This is a genomic window from Sphingomonas sp. AOB5 (assembly GCF_029433115.1).
Classification (GTDB): Bacteria; Pseudomonadota; Alphaproteobacteria; order Sphingomonadales; family Sphingomonadaceae; genus Sphingomonas.
In genome coordinates, this window is record NZ_JARNTV010000001.1 from 64815 (window position 1) to 83459 (window position 18645).

Consider the following 18645-nt stretch of genomic DNA (forward strand, 5'->3'; position numbering starts at 1 on the left):
CCGCGATGTTAGCCTTCACCGATGCACAGCTTCCTGTTCCCGCTTGCCGCGCTCCTGACCCTGACCGGCGCCGTGCCGCCGCAATCGCCGTCGCTGCGCGACGCGATGCTTGCCGTCCATAATGGCGAGCGGCGCCAGCTCGGCGTACCGCGGTTGAAGTGGAACGAAGCGCTGGTCGCCGATGCGCGGGTGCATGCCGAATGGATGGCCCGCACCGGCCGCTTCGAACATTCGACCGCACGCAACAATCAGGGCGAGAATCTTTGGGCCGGCACACGCGGCGCCTATCGCTTCGCCGAAATGGCGCAGTCCTGGCTGGACGAGAAACGTTACTATCGCGACGCGCCGTCACCCAACAATTCCACCACCGGCAAATGGTCGGACGTGGGCCATTACACCCAGATGGTTTGGTCGACGACGACCGATGTCGGCTGCGCCGTCGCGAGCAGCGCATCGATGGACTATCTGGTGTGCCGCTATTCCCCGCCCGGCAATTATGCGGGGCAGAAGGCCTATCAGCCGTTCAGACCGTGAAGCTCTCGCCGCATCCGCATGCGCCCTTGGCGTTGGGATTGTTGAACACGAAGCCCGCGGTGAAATCGTCCTCCACCCAGTCCATCGTCGATCCGACCAGGTAGAGCACCGACGCGCCATCGACGAAGAAGGCGCCGCCCGGCGTCTCGATCCGCTCGTCGAACGGCTTGGCGTCGCTGACATAGTCGACCGAATAGGCCAGCCCCGAACAGCCGCGGCGCGGCGTCGAGAGCTTGACGCCCACCGTGCCCTCCGGCGCGCGCGACATCAGGTCGGCAATGCGCGCCTCGGCCGAGGGAGTGAGATTCAGCGCGGCTGGACGTGCGCGGGTTTTGATCTCGGTCATGGTCGGTCCTCAAAAATCCGGCGAGACCCGGTCCGTCGCTGGGGCGTTGCCGCTCCGACGACACCTCTCGCCTCACCCCTCCCGTTCGCGGGAGGGGATATTTTCACAACATGCCCAGTTCGAGCTTGGCTTCGTCGGTCATCTTGCTCGGGTCCCATGCGGGATCCCATACCAGATTGACCTCGGCATGGCCCACGCCGGGCACCGAACCCACGCGCAGCTCGACTTCGGCGGGCATCGATTCGGCCACGGGGCAATGCGGCGTGGTGAGCGTCATCGTCACCACCGCATGACCGTCCTCGGTCACCTCGACGCCATAGATCAGCCCCAGATCATAGATGTTCACCGGAATCTCGGGATCGTAGATTTCCTTCAGCGCATCGACGATCGCCGCCTGCAGCGCGCCGCCCTCGCCCGCTTGCGGGTCGGCAGCAGGCTTCTGCGACAGGAAGCCTTCGAGATAGTCGCGCTTGCGCTCGAACGTCTCGCGCGGGCTCGCATCGTCGACACGTGCCTTCGCCGGAGCCTCGACCGACTCGACTTCCTCGACTTCGAATTTGGGTTGTTCGCTCACCCGAATATCCTCGTTACGCGTTCGACGCCCTTCACCAGCGCCTCGATATCCCTTGGCCCGCTATAGACCGCGAAGCTGGCCCGCGCGGTGGCCGGCACGCCCAGCACGTCCATCAGCGGCTGTGCGCAATGATGCCCGGCGCGGATCGCGACCTGCCCTTCGTCCAAGATGGTGGCGACGTCGTGCGGATGCACCCCCTCCACCGCGAAAGAAACGATGCCCGCGCTGTCCTCCGGCCCGAACAGCCGCACGCTGTTGATCGACGACAGCGCCTCGCGCGTCATCCGCACCAGCGCGGTCTCGTGCGCATGGATGCGCTCCAGCCCGATCCCGTCGACATAATCGCACGCGGCATGCAGCCCGAGCACGCCGACGATATGCGGCGTCCCCGCCTCGAACCGGCCCGGCGGCGGCGCATAGGTGGTCTTGGCGAAGGTCACCCGGTCGATCATCGATCCGCCGCCCTGATAAGGCGGCATCGCGTCGAGCAGCTCGTAGCGGCCCCACAACACGCCGATCCCGGTCGGGCCGTACAGCTTGTGACCCGAGAAGACGTAGAAATCGCAATCCAGCGCCGCGACATCCACGGCCATCCGCGGCACGGCCTGACACCCGTCGAGCAACAACTTCGCACCGACCGCATGCGCCAGATCGGCGGCCCGCTTCGCATCGAGCGTCGAGCCGAGAACGTTGGAGACATGCGCCAGCGCGACCAGCTTGTGCCGCTCGGTCAGCATCGCCGCCATCGCGTCGAGATCGATCCGCTGGTCGGCGGTCAGCGGGATCACGTCGATCTCCGCGCCCACCCGCTCCGCGACCATCTGCCACGGCACGATGTTCGAATGATGCTCGAGCGTGGAAAGCAGGATGCGGTCGCCCGCCTTCAGCTGCGTGCCCGCCCAGCATTGCGCGACCAGATTGATCCCCTCGGTCGCGCCGCGGACGAAAATCGTCTCCTCGGGCTTGCCGCCGATGAACTTCGCCACCCGGTTACGCGCCGCCTCGAACGCATAGGTCATGTCGGCCGAGCGCTGATAGACGCCGCGATGGACCGTGGCATAGGTCTCGCCATAGCCGCGATGGATCGCATCGATCACCGGCTTCGGCTTCTGCGCCGTAGCCGCGGTATCGAGATAGGCCCAACCCTCGGGGATCGCCGGGAAATCGGCGAGCAGATCGAGCGGGCGGGTGTCGATGGCCACGCTCACAGCGCCGCCTCCAGCCACGCCTCGGCATCCGCCGCGAAAGCCTCACGCACAGTCTCGTCGCCGATCCGGTCGAGCGCATCGCCGACGAACGCATGGGTCAGCAGCGCCTTCGCACGCGGTTCGGGAATGCCGCGGCTTTCCAGATAGAACAACGCCTTGCGGTCCAGCTCGCCCACGGTCGCGCCGTGCGCGCACTTCACATCGTCGGCGAAGATCTCCAGTTCGGGCTTCAGATTCACCGTCGCGGTGCGCTTGAGCAGCAGGCCGCGCAGCGACTGCTCGCCATCGGTCTTCTGCGCATCGCGGCGAACCTGCGCGCGCGATGCCATGCTGGCAGTGGACAGGTCGGCCGCGACCGCGCGCCACACCTGACGGCTGGTCCCTTCGGGCAAGGCATGGTCGATGACGGTGGCGCTATCGACATTCTCGTCGCCGCGCGTCAGCAGCGCGCCGCCGGCTTCGCCATAGGCGCCTTCGCCGCACAGCAGCACCAGCGCCTCGATCCGCGCGGTGCGGCATCCGGCCACCAGCGCGGTGCTGGTGAAGCTGGCTGCCTTGGCGACCGTCGCCGACACATAATCGGTATGCGCGCCGCGATCCTTGAGGACCCGCACCGCACGCATCAGCCGCGCACCCTCGGCCAGCTCGACCCACAGGCTGGCATTGCTCCAGCCGGTGCCGACATGCGTTTCGACCAGCGAGGCGACTGCGTCGGACTGCATCACGATCTTGTTCGAAAGATGCGCGACACCGCCAGTGGTGGCGTGGATCACCTGGATCGGACCGTCGAGCGCGGCCTGGGATCTGAGATGCAGCACATAGCCCGCCTGCGCATCGTCACAGGCCCGGACGGTGTACGCATTGGCGCGGGTCTTGACCCGGGCCGCGGAAATCTCGAGCGGACCGGGTGCACTGCCCTGTGCATCGAACACACCGTCGACGAACAGCAGGCGCGGGCCCGGCACATCGATCCACAGATGCGCGATATCGGGCGCATCGCCGCGCGGCGATGCGGCCAGCGCCTCGAGCGGCGCGGCATCGAACCAGCGCCAGTCTTCCTTGATCGGCGCGTCGAGGACGAGGCCTTCGGTCACGCCGCCACCGCCCCATAGCCTTCGGCTTCCAGCGTCAGCGCCAGTTCCGCCCCGCCGGTCTTCACGATGCGGCCATCGGCCAGCACATGCACCACGTCGGGCCGCACATAATCGAGCAGGCGCTGGTAATGGGTGATCAGCAGCACGGCCTTGTCCGGCGCGCGCATGATGCGGTTGATGCCTTCGCCCACCGCCTTCAGCGCATCGATGTCGAGGCCGGAATCGGTCTCGTCGAGGATCGCGAACTTGGGGTCGATGATCCCCATCTGCACCATCTCGTTGCGCTTCTTCTCGCCGCCCGAAAATCCGACATTCACCGGCCGCTTGAGCATCTCCATGTCCATCCCCAGCGCCTCGGCCTGGGCGCGGGCTAGCTTGAGGAACTCGCCACCCGACAGCGGCGCCTCGTCGCGCGCGCGACGCTGCGAATTGAGCGCCTCGCGCAGGAACTGCACGTTGGAAATGCCGGGGATCTCCACCGGATACTGGAAGCCCAGGAACAGGCCCGCGGCCGCGCGCTCATGCGCGCCCAGTTCGAGCAGGTCGATCCCGTCGAACGTCACCGAACCGCCGGTCACTTCATATCCCGGGCGACCGCCCAGCACATAGCCCAGCGTCGACTTGCCCGCGCCGTTCGGCCCCATGATCGCGTGCACTTCGCCCGCATTCACGGTGAGGGTCAGTCCCTTGAGGATGGCCTTGCCATCGATTTCGGCGTGGAGGTCTTCGATCTTCAGCATGTTCATTCCTTGGGGCCGCCGTCACGGCGTCCGATGATTTGGGCGGACTTGAAGTCCGGCTGCGCAAGCTGTTCTCCGGGCAAGGTCATGGCTTCACCTTCCCACCCCCGGAAATTGCGCGTCGATCTCGATCTCGCCTTCATCGAGCAGCTTGTTCCGGGCCGCGACATCCGAATGCCCAGATGCCATCAGCGCGGCATCCGCGCGCTTGCGGGACTGGCTTTTCGTATCCGCGCATTCCAGCGCCGTGCGCGATTGATAAGTCGGCAGACCATTTCTGGGCGCGAGTTCCCGGCCCTTCAGCCGGCACTCCATATAGGGCGCATAGGCGTTATAGATCTCGGCGAGTATCGGCCGTGCGGCACGCGGCGGCGGCGGCATCGGCACGCCTTCACCGTCGATCCGATCGATCTCGGCCAGCGTCGCTTCCACCCGGGCATTCCGCTCGGCCGCATCGGAGACGCCGCTGCCAAGCAGAGCATGATCCAGGTTGCCGGCCACCGCCTTTCTCACCCTTGTGCAATTGGGCGCGCGCGATCGACGCGATCCGTCACCGATCCGGCACATGATATAGGGCTTCACCACCGGCATCAGTTCGGACGGAAAGCTGAACGTCGCCAGCAGTCGTGTGTTCGACGATGACCCGATGTTGCGACGCGCCGGCGGCGCCTCATCGGACTTGGTCGCGCTGGCGATTTCGACCTGCTCATAGCCGTCAAACGCAGTGACGATCGCGTTCCGGCGGCGCGAGGGATCGCTATAGGCGGGCAAGGCTGCGAGCAGCCTTTCCGACTGGTTCATCGCATCGACCTTCACCGAAGCGCAGGCGGCGAAGGCCGCACGGACGCGCGGCAAACGCGGCGCCGGCATCATGGCGGGACGAATCTTGTCGTACTCCTCCACGAAGCAGTCGCTGTATCGCACGACCTGCGGCGCGATCGCCTTCGGCACCGGGGCCCCGCCCGCATCCTGCACAGGCAGCATCAGCAATGCCATCATGGTAGCGATCATCGCGGCGTTTCCTGCCCGTTCGAAAGGGTGATGGCCGGGCCGCTGCTCGGCGCCTTGGGCAGCGGCGGCAGGGTCACCCGCTGGCGCTCGGTATCGCGGCTGACGCTTTCATTGGTGATCGGGCCGATCGCGGTCGGCGAAACCGGGGCGACCGGCTTGACCAGCGCGGGCATGGTGAAGGTCTGGACCCCGCTGTCGTCCTTGCCCGTCTCGACCGGCGGCGGGATGACGATCGCGGCCTGCTCCAGCGCGGTCAGCTCGACGCAATCGCTCACTTCGTCGCGGGTTTTTTCGTAGCAGACCGGCGTCGCCTTGCACGCGTCGCTGTCGCGCTTCTGGCTGCCGCTGGAAACCATCACCCGGCAGTTGCGCAGCTTGCCGTCCGCGGTCTTGTCGAACAGCATCGTGGTCCGCCCGAACGTGGCGCGCACAACGATCTCCTCACCCTGCTCCTCGTCCACAGCACCAGCGTCCTGCGCCCAGGCGGTGCCGGGGAGCAGGAGAGCAGCGAACAGGATCAGGAACAGTGTCCGCATCACGCTTCCACCAGATGCGAGGCTTCGAACACAAGCCACGCGCCGGCCAACCCGACGAGCGCGAGCGCCGCAAGATTGGCCACGCGGCTTCCCCGAGCGCTTCGAACCGCACTCGGCGCACGCGTCAGCAAGAAAGTGACGAGCGCCACGGCCAGAGCGATGCCGAACAAGAGCAGGTCGATATCGAGCCGCGACATCAGACGAGCGCCTCCGGCCGAACGAGGTTCAGCACAAACTTGACGTTGTACGCGAAGAATTCCCGCTCGGGCGTGATGACGAGATGGGTGACATGCGCGTGCGAGAAGCTGTCCTGCGCGGTGATGCCTTGGTCGTGGATGCCCAGATCGACCATCAGCGCGCCGTCCTTGCGGGCGACGTCCTTATATTCGTACACGGCCTCGCCACCGCCGCCGATGATCGTGCCGCCTTCGATCAGCACTTCATATTCCGGCTCGTCGATATCGACCCAGCGGCCCTGCATCTCGTCGGGCAGCGGCGCCTCACGCGGGAGGCGAACGGCTTCCTCGGTCACCCGACGCTTCCTTCAAGGCTGATGCCCAGCAGCTTCTGTGCCTCGACGGCGAATTCCATCGGGAGCTGTTGCAGCACCTCCTTGGCGAAGCCATTGACGATCAGCGCGACCGCGGCTTCCTGATCCAGCCCGCGCTGCATCGCATAGAAAAGCTGGTCTTCGCTGATCTTGCTGGTCGTCGCTTCATGCTCGATCTGGGCCGAGGGATTGCGCACCTCGATATAGGGCACGGTATGCGCGCCGCATTCCGAGCCGAGCAGCAGGCTGTCGCACTGGGTGAAGTTGCGGACATTCTCCGCAGTCGGCCCGACCCGGACCAGCCCGCGATAGGTATTGTCGCTGCGGCCCGCGCTGATCCCCTTCGACACGATGGTCGAGCGGCTGTTCTTGCCCAGATGGATCATCTTGGTGCCGGTATCGGCCTGCTGGCGATTATTGGTCACCGCGACCGAATAGAATTCGCCGACCGAATTCTCGCCCGCCAGCACGCAGCTCGGATATTTCCAGGTGATCGCCGAACCGGTCTCCACCTGCGTCCACGAGACCTTCGAATTCTTGCCCTGACAAAGCGCGCGCTTGGTCACGAAATTATAGATGCCGCCCTTGCCGTTCTCGTCGCCCGGATACCAGTTCTGGACGGTCGAATATTTGATCTCGGCATCGTCGAGCGCGACCAGTTCCACCACGGCGGCATGCAACTGGTTCTCGTCGCGCATCGGCGCGGTGCAGCCTTCGAGGTACGAGACATAGGCACCCTTGTCGGCGACGATCAGCGTGCGTTCGAACTGGCCGGTATTCTCGGCATTGATGCGGAAATAGGTGGAGAGCTCCATCGGGCAGCGCACGCCCTCGGGAACATAAACGAAGGTGCCGTCGCTGAAGACCGCGCAGTTCAACGCGGCGAAGTAATTGTCATGCTGCGGCACGACCTTGCCGAGCCACTTCTTCACCAGATCGGGATATTCGCGGATCGCTTCGCTGATCGAGCGGAAGATGACGCCCGCGGCTTCCAGCTCCTTGCGGAAGGTGGTGGCCACCGAAACGCTGTCGAACACCGCATCCACGGCCACCTTGCGGCTGCCCTCGACGCCCGCGAGCACTTTCTGCTCCTCGATCGGGATGCCCAGCTTCTCGTAGACGCGCAGGATCTCGGGATCGACCTGATCCAGCGAATCCAGCTTCGGCTTCGCCTTGGGCTCGGCGTAATAATAGGCGTCCTGATAATCGATCGGGTCGATATCCAGCTTGGCCCAGTCGGGCGGCGTCATCGTCAGCCAAAGACGATAGGCCTTCAGGCGCCATTCGAGCATCCACTCCGGCTCGTTCTTCTTGGCCGAGATGAAGCGGACCGTGTCCTCGGACAGGCCCTTGGGCGCAAACTCCTGCTCGATGTCCGAGCTGAAGCCCCATTCGTATTTCTTGTTCGCGGCGGCCAGCGCCTCGGCGTTCTTGGTAGCCATCAGGCGGGTTCCGGCAGCTTTGAGAGGGAAGCGAGCGTGACGCCCGCAAGCGCGCCGCGGACGGCGCCGTTGACGTTGTTCCAGTGCGGCTTCACGCGGCAGGTCTGGTCGATGCAGCAATCCTGCTTGCCGCCATCGACGCACGCGGTGAGCGCGATCGGCCCCTCGATCGCCTCGACGATATCGGCCAGGCTGATCGCCGCGGGCGGGCGGGCAAGGCGGAAGCCGCCACCGGTGCCGCGCGTGCTTTCGATCAGGCCCGCGCGGGAAAGGTGGCTGACCAGCTTCTGCACCGTCGGCAGCGGCAGGCCGGTCTCGTCCGCCAGCAGCGTCGCGTTCAGCCGCCCGCTGACGCCGCAATGGCGCGCGGCGGCGGCAAGCATCACCACGGCATAATCTGTCTGGGCCGACAAACGCATGCGTTTCTAGTTAGACCTCCGCGCAACAGCGCTACGGTCTGTTGCGAACCATTCTCAAATCGGAACAAATCGTTCCGATTGGCCATGTGGTCGCTCTAGTCGTCCTCGTCAACCGATTCGGGGATCACGTCCGGAAGGAAATGGAACGTCTCATTGTCCAGCGTCACCGCCAGCACCGGATCGATCCCCGCCTTCAGCGTGGTCGGGGTGTGGCCGGTGAAGTGCTTGATCTCCTTGATCATGTGCGGCTGGTCGGCGAACGGCTCGGCCACTTCGCGCGGATCGACGCCCTGATAGATCTGCATCGCGGCGCGGATCGCGCGGAACTTGCGCTCCAGATGCTTGGGCGGCCCGCCGAAATATTCGTTGCACAGCCGGGTCGCCTGGCGCGGCCCCATCGGCACCAGCTTGTAAAGCGCCTCGATCCCCGGCTCGCCCGAGGCCGCCCATTCGCGCACCGCGCGGGCAAGCGCCAGATGGGTCGCCGGCACCTTGCGGCGGCGCGCCAGCAGGAACGGCTCGACCAGCGCGATCATCTCCTCCAGCGTATCGAGGCCGCGCAACTGCTCCAGAATGGTCAGCACCTCGGGTCCGAGCACATCGGCGCCGTCCAGGATCGTATCGGCCACTTCATGCGCGGGCAGGCCGATCAGCGATTTCCACCCGATCGCGCGCAGCGACACGCCGAAACAGTGGAACGGTCCATCGACATGATAGGACGCCGCCGCCGTCCCCGCGCCATTGACCATCACCGGGCGCGACGCTTCGCTATGGCCATCGGGGAAGGTCAGCACCCCGCTCCCCTTCAGCATGAAGCGGATTTGCCCCATGTCCACCCGCTCGACGCCGTCGATGACCGCCGCATCGTAGCGGAACAGGTAGAAGGATTCGACGAAGGGCATCAGCGGCCCTTCCGGCTGAATGAACTGAATCTCCGGCCGCGCCGCGCTCATGGCGCGATCTTTCCGGCCGGCAGCGTTGCGCCCCGCATGATGACCCCTGTCCGCAGGCCCCGTCTGCCTGCTCGATTTGGGTATGGAGTAGGCCCGGCGACAAGAAAAGAGGCCCGGCCAGCAAGCCGGCCGGGCCTTAGAAGAAAGGATCCCCCTGTTCGGCGGGACCCTCGGGTCGCAGTAATCGACTACGCGTTTCCCCTGAGGGCCGTCTTGGAAGGATTCGACATTCGGCGCCCTCCGCTACGGAAAATGGCGCTTTGACGCGCGTGCGCAGCGATGCGAGAGGGCAGGCGATGCCGATCCAGCCCCACAAGATCCTCTTCGCGCTCGACCCCGAACGCGCCCATCGCACCAGCATCGCGGCCCTCCGCATCGCCGGGTCGCTCGGCATAAATTTTCAGTCCGATATGGCGCGATCCCGCCCGATCACCCTCGCGGGGCTGGTTTTTCCCAATCCCGTCGGGCTCGCAGCCGGAATGGACAAGGATGCCGAGGCGATTGCCGGCCTGTTTGGGCTCGGCTTCGGCGCGGTCGAAGTCGGCACGCTGACCCCGCGCCCGCAGCCCGGCAACCCCAAGCCGCGCCTGTTCCGGCTGACCGAAGACGAAGCGGTGATCAACCGCATGGGCTTCAACAATGGCGGGATCGACGCCGCGCTCGCCCGCATCGCGAAGCTGGGCAAGCGGCCGGGCATGCTCGGCATCAATGTCGGCGCGAACAAGGACAGCGACGATCGCGTCGCCGATTATGCGCTGGGCGTGGGCAAGGCCGCGCCCCATGCCGATTACATCACGATCAATGTCAGCTCGCCCAACACGCCGGGCCTGCGCGACCTGCAATCGCGCCCCGCGCTCGACGAGCTGCTCGCGGCCTCCCATGCCGCGCGCGGCACGGTCCCGCTGTTCCTGAAGGTCGCCCCCGATCTCGACCGTGCGGGTCTCGAAGGCGCGATCCAGGCCGCGATCGACCATCATGTCGATGCGCTGATCGTCAGCAACACCACCATCTCGCGCCCGCCGCTCGCTTCGAAATTCGCGGGCGAGGCAGGTGGCCTGTCCGGCGCGCCCTTGCGCGAACTTTCCCGCGCCAAGCTGATCGAAGCGCGCGAGATCGCAGGCGACGCGCTGCCGCTGATCTCGGCCGGCGGGATCGACAGCGGCGACGAAGCGAAGCGCCGCATCGACGCCGGCGCCACGCTCGTCCAGGTCTATAGCGCGCTGGTGTTCAAGGGGCCGGGGCTGGTCCGCGAGATCGTACGGGCGCTGGGCTGAGCCTCGTTTTGGTGCCGATCCTGTGCTCCGGCGAAGGCCGGAGCGTTGGCCGCATACCGGTCGGTTGATTGCCAGGGCTCCGGCCTTCGCCGGAGCACGGCGTTGCCAAACCTTACTGCGCCGTCTCCACGATCGCCCGGCCCTCGCGCCGCGGATCGTAACCGCCGTCGAACCGGCCGTTCCGCCACATCATCCCGTGCAGGCCCGAATCCTCGCCCTGCCCCGGCACCAGCCGGATGCCGCGCGCCTGCAGCGCGTCAAGCAGCATCGGCGAGAACTTGGTCACCTCGCCGTTGAACGCATTGCCGCGCGCGATCAGGTTCGGCAGCGCGATCGCGTCCTGCATCGGCAGGTTCCAGTCGATCGCGCCGACTAGAGACTTGGCGACATAGGGCAGGATCGCATTGCCGCCCGCCGAACCCAGCGCCCCGGCAAACCGGCCCTCGGCATCGATCAGCACCAGCGGCGTCATCGACGAACGCGGCCGCTTGCCCGGCGCTGGCGCATTGGCGGCCAGGCGGCCCTCCGCATCGCGTGGCTGCATCGCGAAATCGGTCATCTGGTTGTTGAGGAAGAAACCGTCGACCATCCGCCCCGACCCGAAGATCGATTCGACCGTAGTGGTCATCGACACGACATTCCCGTCCGCATCGCCGACGATGAAGTGCGAGGTGCCGGCAGGCTCGCGCGTCGTATCCATGGCCGCGACCACCGCGCCCGCCGGGTTGCCCGCGACCGGCGCCGGACCGGCAGTCTCGCCGATCAGCGCGGCGCGGGTCGCGACATAGGCGGGATCGAGCATCCCAGCGACCGGCACGCTGGTGAACGCCGGATCGCCGACATAGCGATCGCGGTCGGCGTACATGATCCGGCTCGCCTCGGCGAAGAGGAACCATGCCTGCGGATCGCTCGGCCCGCGCGTCGCGATATCGGTCCGCTCGAGGATCGCCATCAGCTGCAACAGGCCCACGCCGCTGGAAGGCGGCGGCGGCACGCAGACCTGATAGACGCGATAGCGCCCGCAGATCGCCTCGCGCTTGACCGGGCGATAGGCCGCCAGATCGGCCAGCGTCATGCTGCCCCCCAGCGGCGCGGCATTGGTCCGCGCCACGATCCGCTCGGCGGTCGGGCCCTTGTACAGCGCAGCAGTGCCCTGCTTCGCCAACCGCTTCACGAACGCGGCATAGGCCGGGTTCACCAGCTGGTCGCCCGCCTTCATCAGCGTGCCGTCGGGCTTGGTGAAATAGGCGCGCACGTCGGGCGCACTGTTCTCCGGGAAATTGCCCGCGATCATCCGGGCAAGGCGCGGGCTGACGATGAAGCCCTCGGCCGCGGTCCGCTCGACATCGCCGAACAGGCTGTTCCACTTCAGCTTGCCATGCTCGCGATGCGCCATGCCCAGCGCGCCGATCACGCCGGGCACGCCGGTCGCGCGCCCGCTCAGCACCGCCTGGCCGAACGGCAGCGCCTTGCCGGCATCGTCGAGGAACATCGTCTCCGAAGCACCCGCGGGCGCGGTCTCGCGGCCGTCATAGATGACGACCTTGCCCGTCCGTGCATCGAAATAGGTCATGAAGGCGCCGCCGCCCACGCCCGAGCTTTGCGGCTCGACCAGCGACAGCATCGCCTGCACCGCGATCGCCGCGTCCACCGCGCTGCCACCCCGGCGCAGCACCGCGAGCCCCGCTTCAGTCGCCAGCGGATTGGCCGCGACCACGAAGAATTGCCGCGTCTTGGGCGCTTCGGCCGCCTGAGCCGGCGCGACCTTCTCGCCCCCGCCCGCACCGGCGCACGCCGCCACCGCAAACACCGTCAGCGCCGCCAGAACCTGTCGCATCACCTTCATACAAGCTCCCGAACGCAAACCGTCCGATCCCGATACCCAAGCAGGGTGGACCCGTCCACGCCCCGCTGACGTTACGTCTTCTGGAGTTGGCAGAACCGGCAGGAGCATTCTATGACGGTCGTTCGGGGCAAAACCACCGACAAAGCAGAGAAGAAGCAAGGGGACGGGATGCAATGAGCCGCAAGCTCGAACGGTTCGACAATCTGGTCTCGATGTTCTTCGCCCGTGCGAAGGAAAAGGGGAGCGCCCCCTTCCTGTGGCAGAAGTCCGGCGGCGCGTGGCAGCCGACCAGCTGGGCCGAGGCCGCACAGCAGGTCGCCTCGCTCGCCACCGCGCTGCAGAAAATGGGGCTGAAGCGCGGCGACCGGGTGATGCTCGTCTCCGAGAATCGCCCCGAATTCTGCATCAGCGATCTCGCCATCATGGCCGCGGGCTGCATCACCGTGCCCACCTACACCACCAATACCGAGCGCGATCACCAGCATATCATCGAGAATTCGGGCGCCTGCGCGATCATCGTCTCGACGACCAAGCTGGCCAAGGTGCTGCTCCCCGCGGCGCTTCGCGCTTCCTCGGCCCGCATGGTGATCGGCATCGACGATGTCCGCGCGGGGCAACCCGGCAGCATGGACTTCCACGATTTCCGCAAGCTGATCGCCGACAATCCGGTCGATCCGCAGGAATTCGCCAAAACCGTGACCTTCAAGCGGGAGGACACCGCCTGCATCATCTACACCAGCGGCACCGGCGGCGCGCCGCGCGGGGTGATGCAGCATCACGGCGCGATCCTCCACAATGTCGAGGGCTGCTGCACCGTCATCTCGGAGGATTTCGGCTGGGACGACGAAGTGTTCCTCAGCTTCCTGCCGCTCAGCCATGCCTATGAGCATACCGGCGGCCAGTTCTTCCCGATCGGCCTGGGCGCGCAGATCTATTATTCCGAAGGCCTCGAGAAGCTCGCCTCGAACATCGAGGAAGTCCGCCCCACGCTGATGGTGGTCGTGCCGCGCCTGTTCGAAGTGCTGCGCACCCGCATCGTCAAGCAGGTGGAGAAGCAGGGCAAGGTCGCCAACTTCCTGCTCGATCGCGCCATGGCCATCGGCGGACGCCGCGCCGCGGGCAGCTATGCGCTGGGCGACGGCACCATGGGGCTGATCCTGAACGCCACGATCAAGCCCAAGCTGGCGAAGAAGTTCGGCGGGCGGATCAAGGCGATGGTCTCGGGCGGCGCGCCGCTCAATCCCGAAGTCGGCATCTTCTTCCAGTCGCTCGGCCTCACGTTTTTGCAGGGCTATGGCCAGACCGAATCCGCCCCGGTCATCTCGTGCAACCGCCCCCGCGCGGGCCTGAAGATGGATACGGTCGGCCCGCCGCTCGAAGGCGTCGAGGTCAAGATCGCACCCGATGGCGAGATCCTGGTTCGCGGCGAACTCGTCATGCACGGCTATTGGCGCAACGACGAAGAGACCGCGCGCGTCCTGAAGCCAGACCCGGCGGAGCCAGACAAAGGCGCCTGGCTCCATACCGGCGATATCGGCATCATCGACGATCGCGGCCGGATCAAGATCACCGATCGCAAGAAGGACATCATCGTCAACGACAAGGGCGACAATGTCGCTCCGCAAAAGGTGGAGGGCATGCTGACCCTTCAGCCCGAAATCGTGCAGGCGATGATCTCGGGCGACAAGCGGCCCTATATGACCGCGGTGATCGTGCCCGATCCCGAATGGACCCAGGAATGGTGCGCCAAATTTGCCGAGAAGTGCGACTTCAAGTCGCTGTCGCACAATCCGGACTACAAGGCGGCGCTGGGCGCGGCGGTCGAGCGGGTGAACAAGGAGCTTTCGGTGATCGAACGCATCCGCAAGTTCATCATCGCCGACGAACCATTCACGATCGAAAACGAGCAGCTCACCCCCAGCCTGAAGATCCGCCGCCACGTGCTGAAACAGGCCTATGGCGAACGGCTGGACGCTTTGTACTGACGCCTATTGTGCTCCGGCGAAGGCCGGAGCGCTGGCAGTCAACGTACCGCCATACGTCCAACGCTCCGGCCTTCGCCGGAGCACGGTCACTTGTCGGTTCAGGGCGACGGCACAGCATCGAGATGCAAAGCCAGCCACACCGTCGGCCGATCCGGCGCCGTGTACGTCACCCAATGCGGCACCCCCGCGGCGACAAACACATGATCCCCCGGCCGCAGCACCACCGCCGCCCCATCCCCGATCCGCAACCCCGCCTCGCCCTCGAGCAACACCACCCACTCGTCCGCATCCTGCACCATCGGCTCGCCCTCCGGCGTCGACTGGCCCAGCGACACGATCCGCTCCAGCCGCACCCCGGGACGCGACAGCAACTCGGTGAATACTTCGCCCGCTGAGGCATCGGGCAGGTCGGCGAACAGGTTCTGCATGGCCGCCAAGTTGCGCTCCCCGGCCAAAGGCGGCAAGGGCGCGACATGCCTCCCCGTTTCCACTTCACCATCCATGCGACCGACGGCAAGGCGCGGCTCGGCGAGATCGCCATGCGCCGCGGCACGATCCGCACGCCCGCCTTCATGCCCGTCGGCACCGCCGCCACCGTCAAGGCGATGAAGCCGCAGGACGTGCGCGCGACCGGCGCCGATATCCTGCTCGGCAACACCTATCACCTGATGCTGCGCCCCACCGCCGAGCGGGTGCATCGCCTCGGCGGGTTGCACGGTTTCATGGGCTGGGACCGCCCGATCCTGACCGACTCCGGCGGCTATCAGGTGATGAGCCTCGCCGAACTGACCAAGCGCAGCGAGGAAGGCGTCTCGTTCAAGTCGCATCTCGACGGCAGCAAGCATCTGATCAGTCCCGAACGATCGATGGAGATCCAGCGCCTGCTCGGCTCCGACATCGTCATGGCGTTCGACGAGCTGGTGCCGACCACTTCGACCAAGGAGGTTCAGGCCGCGGCGATGGAGCGATCGATGCGCTGGGCAAAGCGCTCGCGCGACGCGTTCGACGCCGGCGGCGAACATGCCGAGGGTGCGGCGCTGTTCGGCATCCAGCAGGGCGCGCTCGACGAAGGGTTCCGCAAATCCTCAGCCGATGCGCTCAAGCATATCGGGTTCGACGGATACGCGGTCGGCGGCCTTGCGGTCGGCGAGGGGCAGGAGGCGATGTTCGGCGTGCTCGACTATGCGCCGGGCCAGCTCGACGAACGCAAGCCGCGCTACCTGATGGGCGTGGGCAAGCCCGACGATATCGTCGGCGCGGTCGAGCGCGGGATCGACATGTTCGACTGCGTGCTGCCCACCCGCAGCGGCCGCACCGGTCAGGCTTTCACCCGCCAGGGTCCGATCAACATCCGCAACGCCCGCTTCGGCGAGGACAAGGGGCCGATCGACCCCGAATGCCCCTGCCCGGTCTGCGCGACGTGGAGCCGCGCCTATCTCCACCATCTGGTGCGTGCAGGCGAGATCCTCGGCGCGATGCTGATGACCGAGCATAATCTCTATTTCTACCAGCATTTGATGGCCGATCTGCGCCAGGCGATCGGCGAGGGCCGGCTCGCCATGTTCGCGAACGACTTCCGCGCCAGCTATTGCAGCAAGCCCGAGAGCTAGTATCCTCCCGCCCATGTTGCTGGTCCTCCGCCTCCTCTCGATCCTCGTCGGCGCAGGCACGGCGTGGCAGGTCCTTTCCGGCACGATGACCGCGCCATTGTTCAAGGTCGCGGATCTGGCGCTGGGTGCCGCGCTGGTGATCGCGGCGCTGATGCCCCGCGCCATCGCGCCCACCGCGCTGATCGCCGCCAACGCCTATGCGCTGGGCGTCTTCTCGATCGCGCTGGCCAGCTATCTGGTGCCCGGCCGCCCGGTCGCGCCGCTGCTGATCGGCTGCATGGCGATCAACCTGACTGCGATCCTGCTGCTGTTCCCGCGCGGCGGTCATCACTAAAATTACCTTAACCATCAAGTGTTTCGCCCCGGTACAACCGAAAATCGGGGGACGAAAAGCCTGCACGAATCCGCTATGACGCGCGTCCGCGGAGCCTTTGTCTGGCTCCGGGTTCAGCGGGGCTTTGGCGCTTGTTCTGGCGGCGTTTCACACGGATGCAGGCTCGGGGGCTGGCGGCGGCGGCGATTGCATCGCTGATCGGCGCTGGCTTCTCCGCCCAGGCACTCGGCCCCGGCGCAGCCGGCGCGGTGAAGCCGCGCGTGGTCGCCACCGGCTATGAGGCCGAGGATCATTTCCCCGGCGCCGCCTATTTCAACGCCGTCGACGACGCATCGGCCGAAGCTGCGGTTGCGGGCACCACCGGCACCGTCGCACTGCCCGACATGCCGATTCCCGCCGGCGCGGTGGTCGACGAATCGATCAAGCCCGCCCAGCCCTTCCATCTCGCCGGCAGCGAAGTGGACAAGGCCCGCGCGCTCCAGTGCCTGACCACCGCCATCTATTACGAAGCCGCGACCGAACCGGACGACGGCCAGCGCGCGGTGGCGCAGGTGATCCTCAACCGCGTCCGCCATCCCACTTTCCCCGCAACCGTGTGCGGCGTGATCTATCAGGGCAGCGAGCGGCGCGGCTGCCAGTTCAGCTATGCCTGTGACGGCGCGATGGCGCGCACCCCGTCGCGCGAATATTGGCTGCGCGCCCAGAAGGTTGCGGCCGCGGCGCTGACCGGCAGCGTGTTCGCGCCGGTCGGCCTCGCGACCCATTATCACACCTATGCCGTGACCCCGTCGTGGAACCGCACCTTGGTGATGACCGGCGTCTATGGCGCGCATTTCTTCCATCGCTGGAAGGGTTATTGGGGCACCGCTGCGGCGTTCACCCAGCGCTATCGCGGTCACGAACCGCTGCCGGGTCCGCACACGCCGGTCGCAGCACCGCCCGCCGCCACTGCAGCAGCCACGCCCGCCAAGCCCGGCCAGACCCCGCGCGAGATGATCCAGCCGGAATATCGCGACAGCGGCAAGCCGACCGGCGCGCTTCCAAGCCCCGCTCCGGCCGCAACCGCAGCACCGGCCAGCCCGGCGATGGGCGACGAATCGCAGATTCTCGACAGATGGCGCGACAGCGGAAAGCCGCTCCGCTAGTCTGCAGGGATGCGCATCCTCGTTTCAGCCGCCCTGCTGCTCGCCCCGGTCCCCGCGCTCGCGCAGGACTTCCACTGCCGCAACACGCAAGCCGAGATCCGCTGCGTCTCGACCGGCTGCGAAGTGGAAACCACCAGCTTCACCCCGATGGAACTGCGCCGCAGCGGCAACACGCTGTCGATCTGCTCCTATTCGGCCTGCTGGGAAGGACCGATCCGGATGCGGCGCAGCTATGACGGCGTCACCTTCCTCTCGGCCAGCGTGAAGATCACCCATCCCGGCGAACCCGGCCGCGCCCCGCTATCGGTAATGTACGACCGCGAAGGCACCGCCCAGATCCGCTGGCTCGGCTTCTCCAACGCGATGACCTGCGGGGAGTAAGTGCGCCCCTCTCCCGCTTTCGCGGGAGAGGCAGCGAGACTTAGAGAGCGAAGCGAACTTAGTCGCAGCGGTGAGGGTCTTCTTCTTCCGCCCGGGCAAGACAGAAGAAGACCCTCACCCCAACCCTCTCCCGTGAAAACGGGAGAGGGGGCAGAAACGGAAAAGGCCCCGCCATTGCTGGCGGGGCCTCCTCGGTTTCACCGTCGCCTGGGGGATTAGCGGCGGTGCGGACCGCGATGATCGCGATCATTCTTCTGGACGCGGATGCTGCGCTCCAGCGCGTCGAAACGGCGGTCCAGATCGCGGCGCTCGGCCATCGTCAGGCCGGGACGCGAAGCGCGATAGCGGGCCTCGAGGCGAGCGATCTCGCGGAACTGTGCCCGCAGGCGCTGCGCTTCGGCGCGGGTAAGCGCGCCCGAACGGATGCCCTGATTGATACGGTTCTCGATGCGGTTCTGACGCGCATTGATGTTCTGCCACGCGCCGCCCTGGTTGTAGCCATAGTCATAGCCATGGTTCGGCGCCGGCGCGGCCATCGCGGTGGCCGGGATCGCAGTGGCAGCCATACCCAGGCCAGCGAGCAGAATGGTGAACTTCTTCATCGTGTGTCTCCTCAAACAAAACTCGACCGCCCCTGCGGCCTGACACCTTTATGGGTGCCGC

General features: G+C 66.3%; 22 protein-coding genes. 7 read left to right on the forward strand and 15 right to left on the reverse strand.

Features of this window, described 5'->3' with window-relative positions:
* The first annotated feature begins 21 nt into the window (after positions 1-21).
* Positions 22-534: a CAP domain-containing protein gene (locus tag P1X14_RS00355; protein ID WP_277313306.1), complete on the forward strand. Its 513-nt coding sequence runs from the start codon at positions 22-24 to the stop codon at positions 532-534.
* Here the strand turns inward: P1X14_RS00355 and P1X14_RS00360 are convergent.
* The 12 genes from P1X14_RS00360 to P1X14_RS00415 all read right to left on the reverse strand — a co-directional run bounded on the left by P1X14_RS00360 (position 524) and on the right by P1X14_RS00415 (position 9407).
* The gene (locus tag P1X14_RS00360) at positions 524-880 is read right to left on the reverse strand and encodes an iron-sulfur cluster assembly accessory protein (RefSeq protein ID WP_277313307.1); all 357 of its coding nucleotides are present in this window, start codon (positions 878-880) and stop codon (positions 524-526) included. The two genes, P1X14_RS00355 and P1X14_RS00360, sit on opposite strands and share 11 nt — an antisense overlap.
* Before the next feature lie 103 nt (positions 881-983).
* Positions 984-1454, reverse strand: coding sequence for an SUF system Fe-S cluster assembly protein (locus tag P1X14_RS00365; protein ID WP_277313308.1), 471 nt, complete (start codon positions 1452-1454; stop codon positions 984-986).
* Positions 1451-2662 (reverse strand): cysteine desulfurase, encoded by a 1212-nt coding sequence (locus P1X14_RS00370; RefSeq protein ID WP_277313309.1) that lies wholly within the window; start codon positions 2660-2662, stop codon positions 1451-1453. The genes P1X14_RS00365 and P1X14_RS00370 overlap by 4 nt, the downstream gene beginning before the upstream one ends.
* Positions 2659-3756, reverse strand: coding sequence for a SufD family Fe-S cluster assembly protein (locus P1X14_RS00375; RefSeq protein ID WP_277313310.1), 1098 nt, complete (start codon positions 3754-3756; stop codon positions 2659-2661). Before P1X14_RS00375 ends, P1X14_RS00370 begins: the two co-directional genes overlap by 4 nt.
* Complete coding sequence (gene sufC, locus P1X14_RS00380; protein WP_277313311.1) at positions 3753-4496, reverse strand: Fe-S cluster assembly ATPase SufC; 744 nt, start codon at positions 4494-4496, stop codon at positions 3753-3755. The genes P1X14_RS00375 and sufC overlap by 4 nt, the downstream gene beginning before the upstream one ends.
* A gap of 93 nt (positions 4497-4589) precedes the next feature.
* Positions 4590-5507: a hypothetical protein gene (locus tag P1X14_RS00385; RefSeq protein ID WP_277313312.1), complete on the reverse strand. Its 918-nt coding sequence runs from the start codon at positions 5505-5507 to the stop codon at positions 4590-4592.
* On the reverse strand, positions 5504-6043 hold the full coding sequence (locus P1X14_RS00390) for a hypothetical protein (RefSeq protein WP_277313313.1): 540 nt from the start codon (positions 6041-6043) through the stop codon (positions 5504-5506). The genes P1X14_RS00385 and P1X14_RS00390 overlap by 4 nt, the downstream gene beginning before the upstream one ends.
* The gene (locus tag P1X14_RS00395; RefSeq protein WP_277313314.1) at positions 6043-6240 is read right to left on the reverse strand and encodes a hypothetical protein; all 198 of its coding nucleotides are present in this window, start codon (positions 6238-6240) and stop codon (positions 6043-6045) included. The genes P1X14_RS00390 and P1X14_RS00395 overlap by 1 nt, the downstream gene beginning before the upstream one ends.
* Positions 6240-6575 carry a hypothetical protein gene (locus P1X14_RS00400; RefSeq protein ID WP_277313315.1) on the reverse strand — a complete coding sequence of 112 codons (336 nt, stop codon included), beginning with the start codon at positions 6573-6575 and terminating at the stop codon, positions 6240-6242. The genes P1X14_RS00395 and P1X14_RS00400 overlap by 1 nt, the downstream gene beginning before the upstream one ends.
* Positions 6572-8035 (reverse strand): Fe-S cluster assembly protein SufB, encoded by a 1464-nt coding sequence (gene sufB, locus P1X14_RS00405; RefSeq protein ID WP_277313316.1) that lies wholly within the window; start codon positions 8033-8035, stop codon positions 6572-6574. The genes P1X14_RS00400 and sufB overlap by 4 nt, the downstream gene beginning before the upstream one ends.
* Positions 8035-8454 carry an SUF system Fe-S cluster assembly regulator gene (locus tag P1X14_RS00410; RefSeq protein WP_277313317.1) on the reverse strand — a complete coding sequence of 140 codons (420 nt, stop codon included), beginning with the start codon at positions 8452-8454 and terminating at the stop codon, positions 8035-8037. The genes sufB and P1X14_RS00410 overlap by 1 nt, the downstream gene beginning before the upstream one ends.
* A 95-nt stretch (positions 8455-8549) precedes the next feature.
* The gene (locus tag P1X14_RS00415) at positions 8550-9407 is read right to left on the reverse strand and encodes a DUF6597 domain-containing transcriptional factor (protein ID WP_277313318.1); all 858 of its coding nucleotides are present in this window, start codon (positions 9405-9407) and stop codon (positions 8550-8552) included.
* 296 nt (positions 9408-9703) lie between these two features.
* Here P1X14_RS00415 and P1X14_RS00420 point away from each other — a divergent pair, with 296 nt between their 5' ends.
* The gene (locus P1X14_RS00420) at positions 9704-10681 is read left to right on the forward strand and encodes a quinone-dependent dihydroorotate dehydrogenase (RefSeq protein WP_277313319.1); all 978 of its coding nucleotides are present in this window, start codon (positions 9704-9706) and stop codon (positions 10679-10681) included.
* Positions 10682-10793: 112 nt separating this feature from the next.
* Here P1X14_RS00420 and P1X14_RS00425 read toward each other — a convergent pair whose 3' ends face one another.
* A complete protein-coding gene (locus P1X14_RS00425; protein WP_277313320.1) occupies positions 10794-12527 on the reverse strand; it encodes a gamma-glutamyltransferase family protein in 1734 nt (577 codons plus the stop codon).
* 173 nt (positions 12528-12700) lie between these two features.
* Between P1X14_RS00425 and P1X14_RS00430 the strand changes: the two genes are divergently transcribed.
* On the forward strand, positions 12701-14512 hold the full coding sequence (locus tag P1X14_RS00430; protein ID WP_277313321.1) for an AMP-dependent synthetase/ligase: 1812 nt from the start codon (positions 12701-12703) through the stop codon (positions 14510-14512).
* A gap of 98 nt (positions 14513-14610) precedes the next feature.
* Here the strand turns inward: P1X14_RS00430 and P1X14_RS00435 are convergent, their stop codons facing one another.
* Positions 14611-14940, reverse strand: a complete 330-nt coding sequence (locus tag P1X14_RS00435) for a cupin domain-containing protein (RefSeq protein ID WP_277313322.1) — start codon at positions 14938-14940, stop codon at positions 14611-14613.
* 45 nt (positions 14941-14985) lie between these two features.
* Between P1X14_RS00435 and tgt the strand changes: the two genes are divergently transcribed.
* The 4 genes from tgt to P1X14_RS00455 all read left to right on the forward strand — a co-directional run bounded on the left by tgt (position 14986) and on the right by P1X14_RS00455 (position 17982).
* The gene (gene tgt, locus P1X14_RS00440) at positions 14986-16122 is read left to right on the forward strand and encodes a tRNA guanosine(34) transglycosylase Tgt (RefSeq protein WP_277313323.1); all 1137 of its coding nucleotides are present in this window, start codon (positions 14986-14988) and stop codon (positions 16120-16122) included.
* Positions 16123-16135: 13 nt separating this feature from the next.
* Positions 16136-16456 carry a hypothetical protein gene (locus tag P1X14_RS00445; RefSeq protein WP_277313324.1) on the forward strand — a complete coding sequence of 107 codons (321 nt, stop codon included), beginning with the start codon at positions 16136-16138 and terminating at the stop codon, positions 16454-16456.
* A gap of 155 nt (positions 16457-16611) precedes the next feature.
* Positions 16612-17601, forward strand: coding sequence for a cell wall hydrolase (locus tag P1X14_RS00450; protein WP_277313325.1), 990 nt, complete (start codon positions 16612-16614; stop codon positions 17599-17601).
* Between the two features lie 9 nt (positions 17602-17610).
* A complete protein-coding gene (locus P1X14_RS00455; protein ID WP_277313326.1) occupies positions 17611-17982 on the forward strand; it encodes a hypothetical protein in 372 nt (123 codons plus the stop codon).
* Positions 17983-18197: 215 nt separating this feature from the next.
* Here P1X14_RS00455 and P1X14_RS00460 read toward each other — a convergent pair whose 3' ends face one another.
* The gene (locus P1X14_RS00460) at positions 18198-18584 is read right to left on the reverse strand and encodes a hypothetical protein (RefSeq protein ID WP_277313327.1); all 387 of its coding nucleotides are present in this window, start codon (positions 18582-18584) and stop codon (positions 18198-18200) included.
* Between the last annotated feature and the right edge of the window lie 61 nt (positions 18585-18645).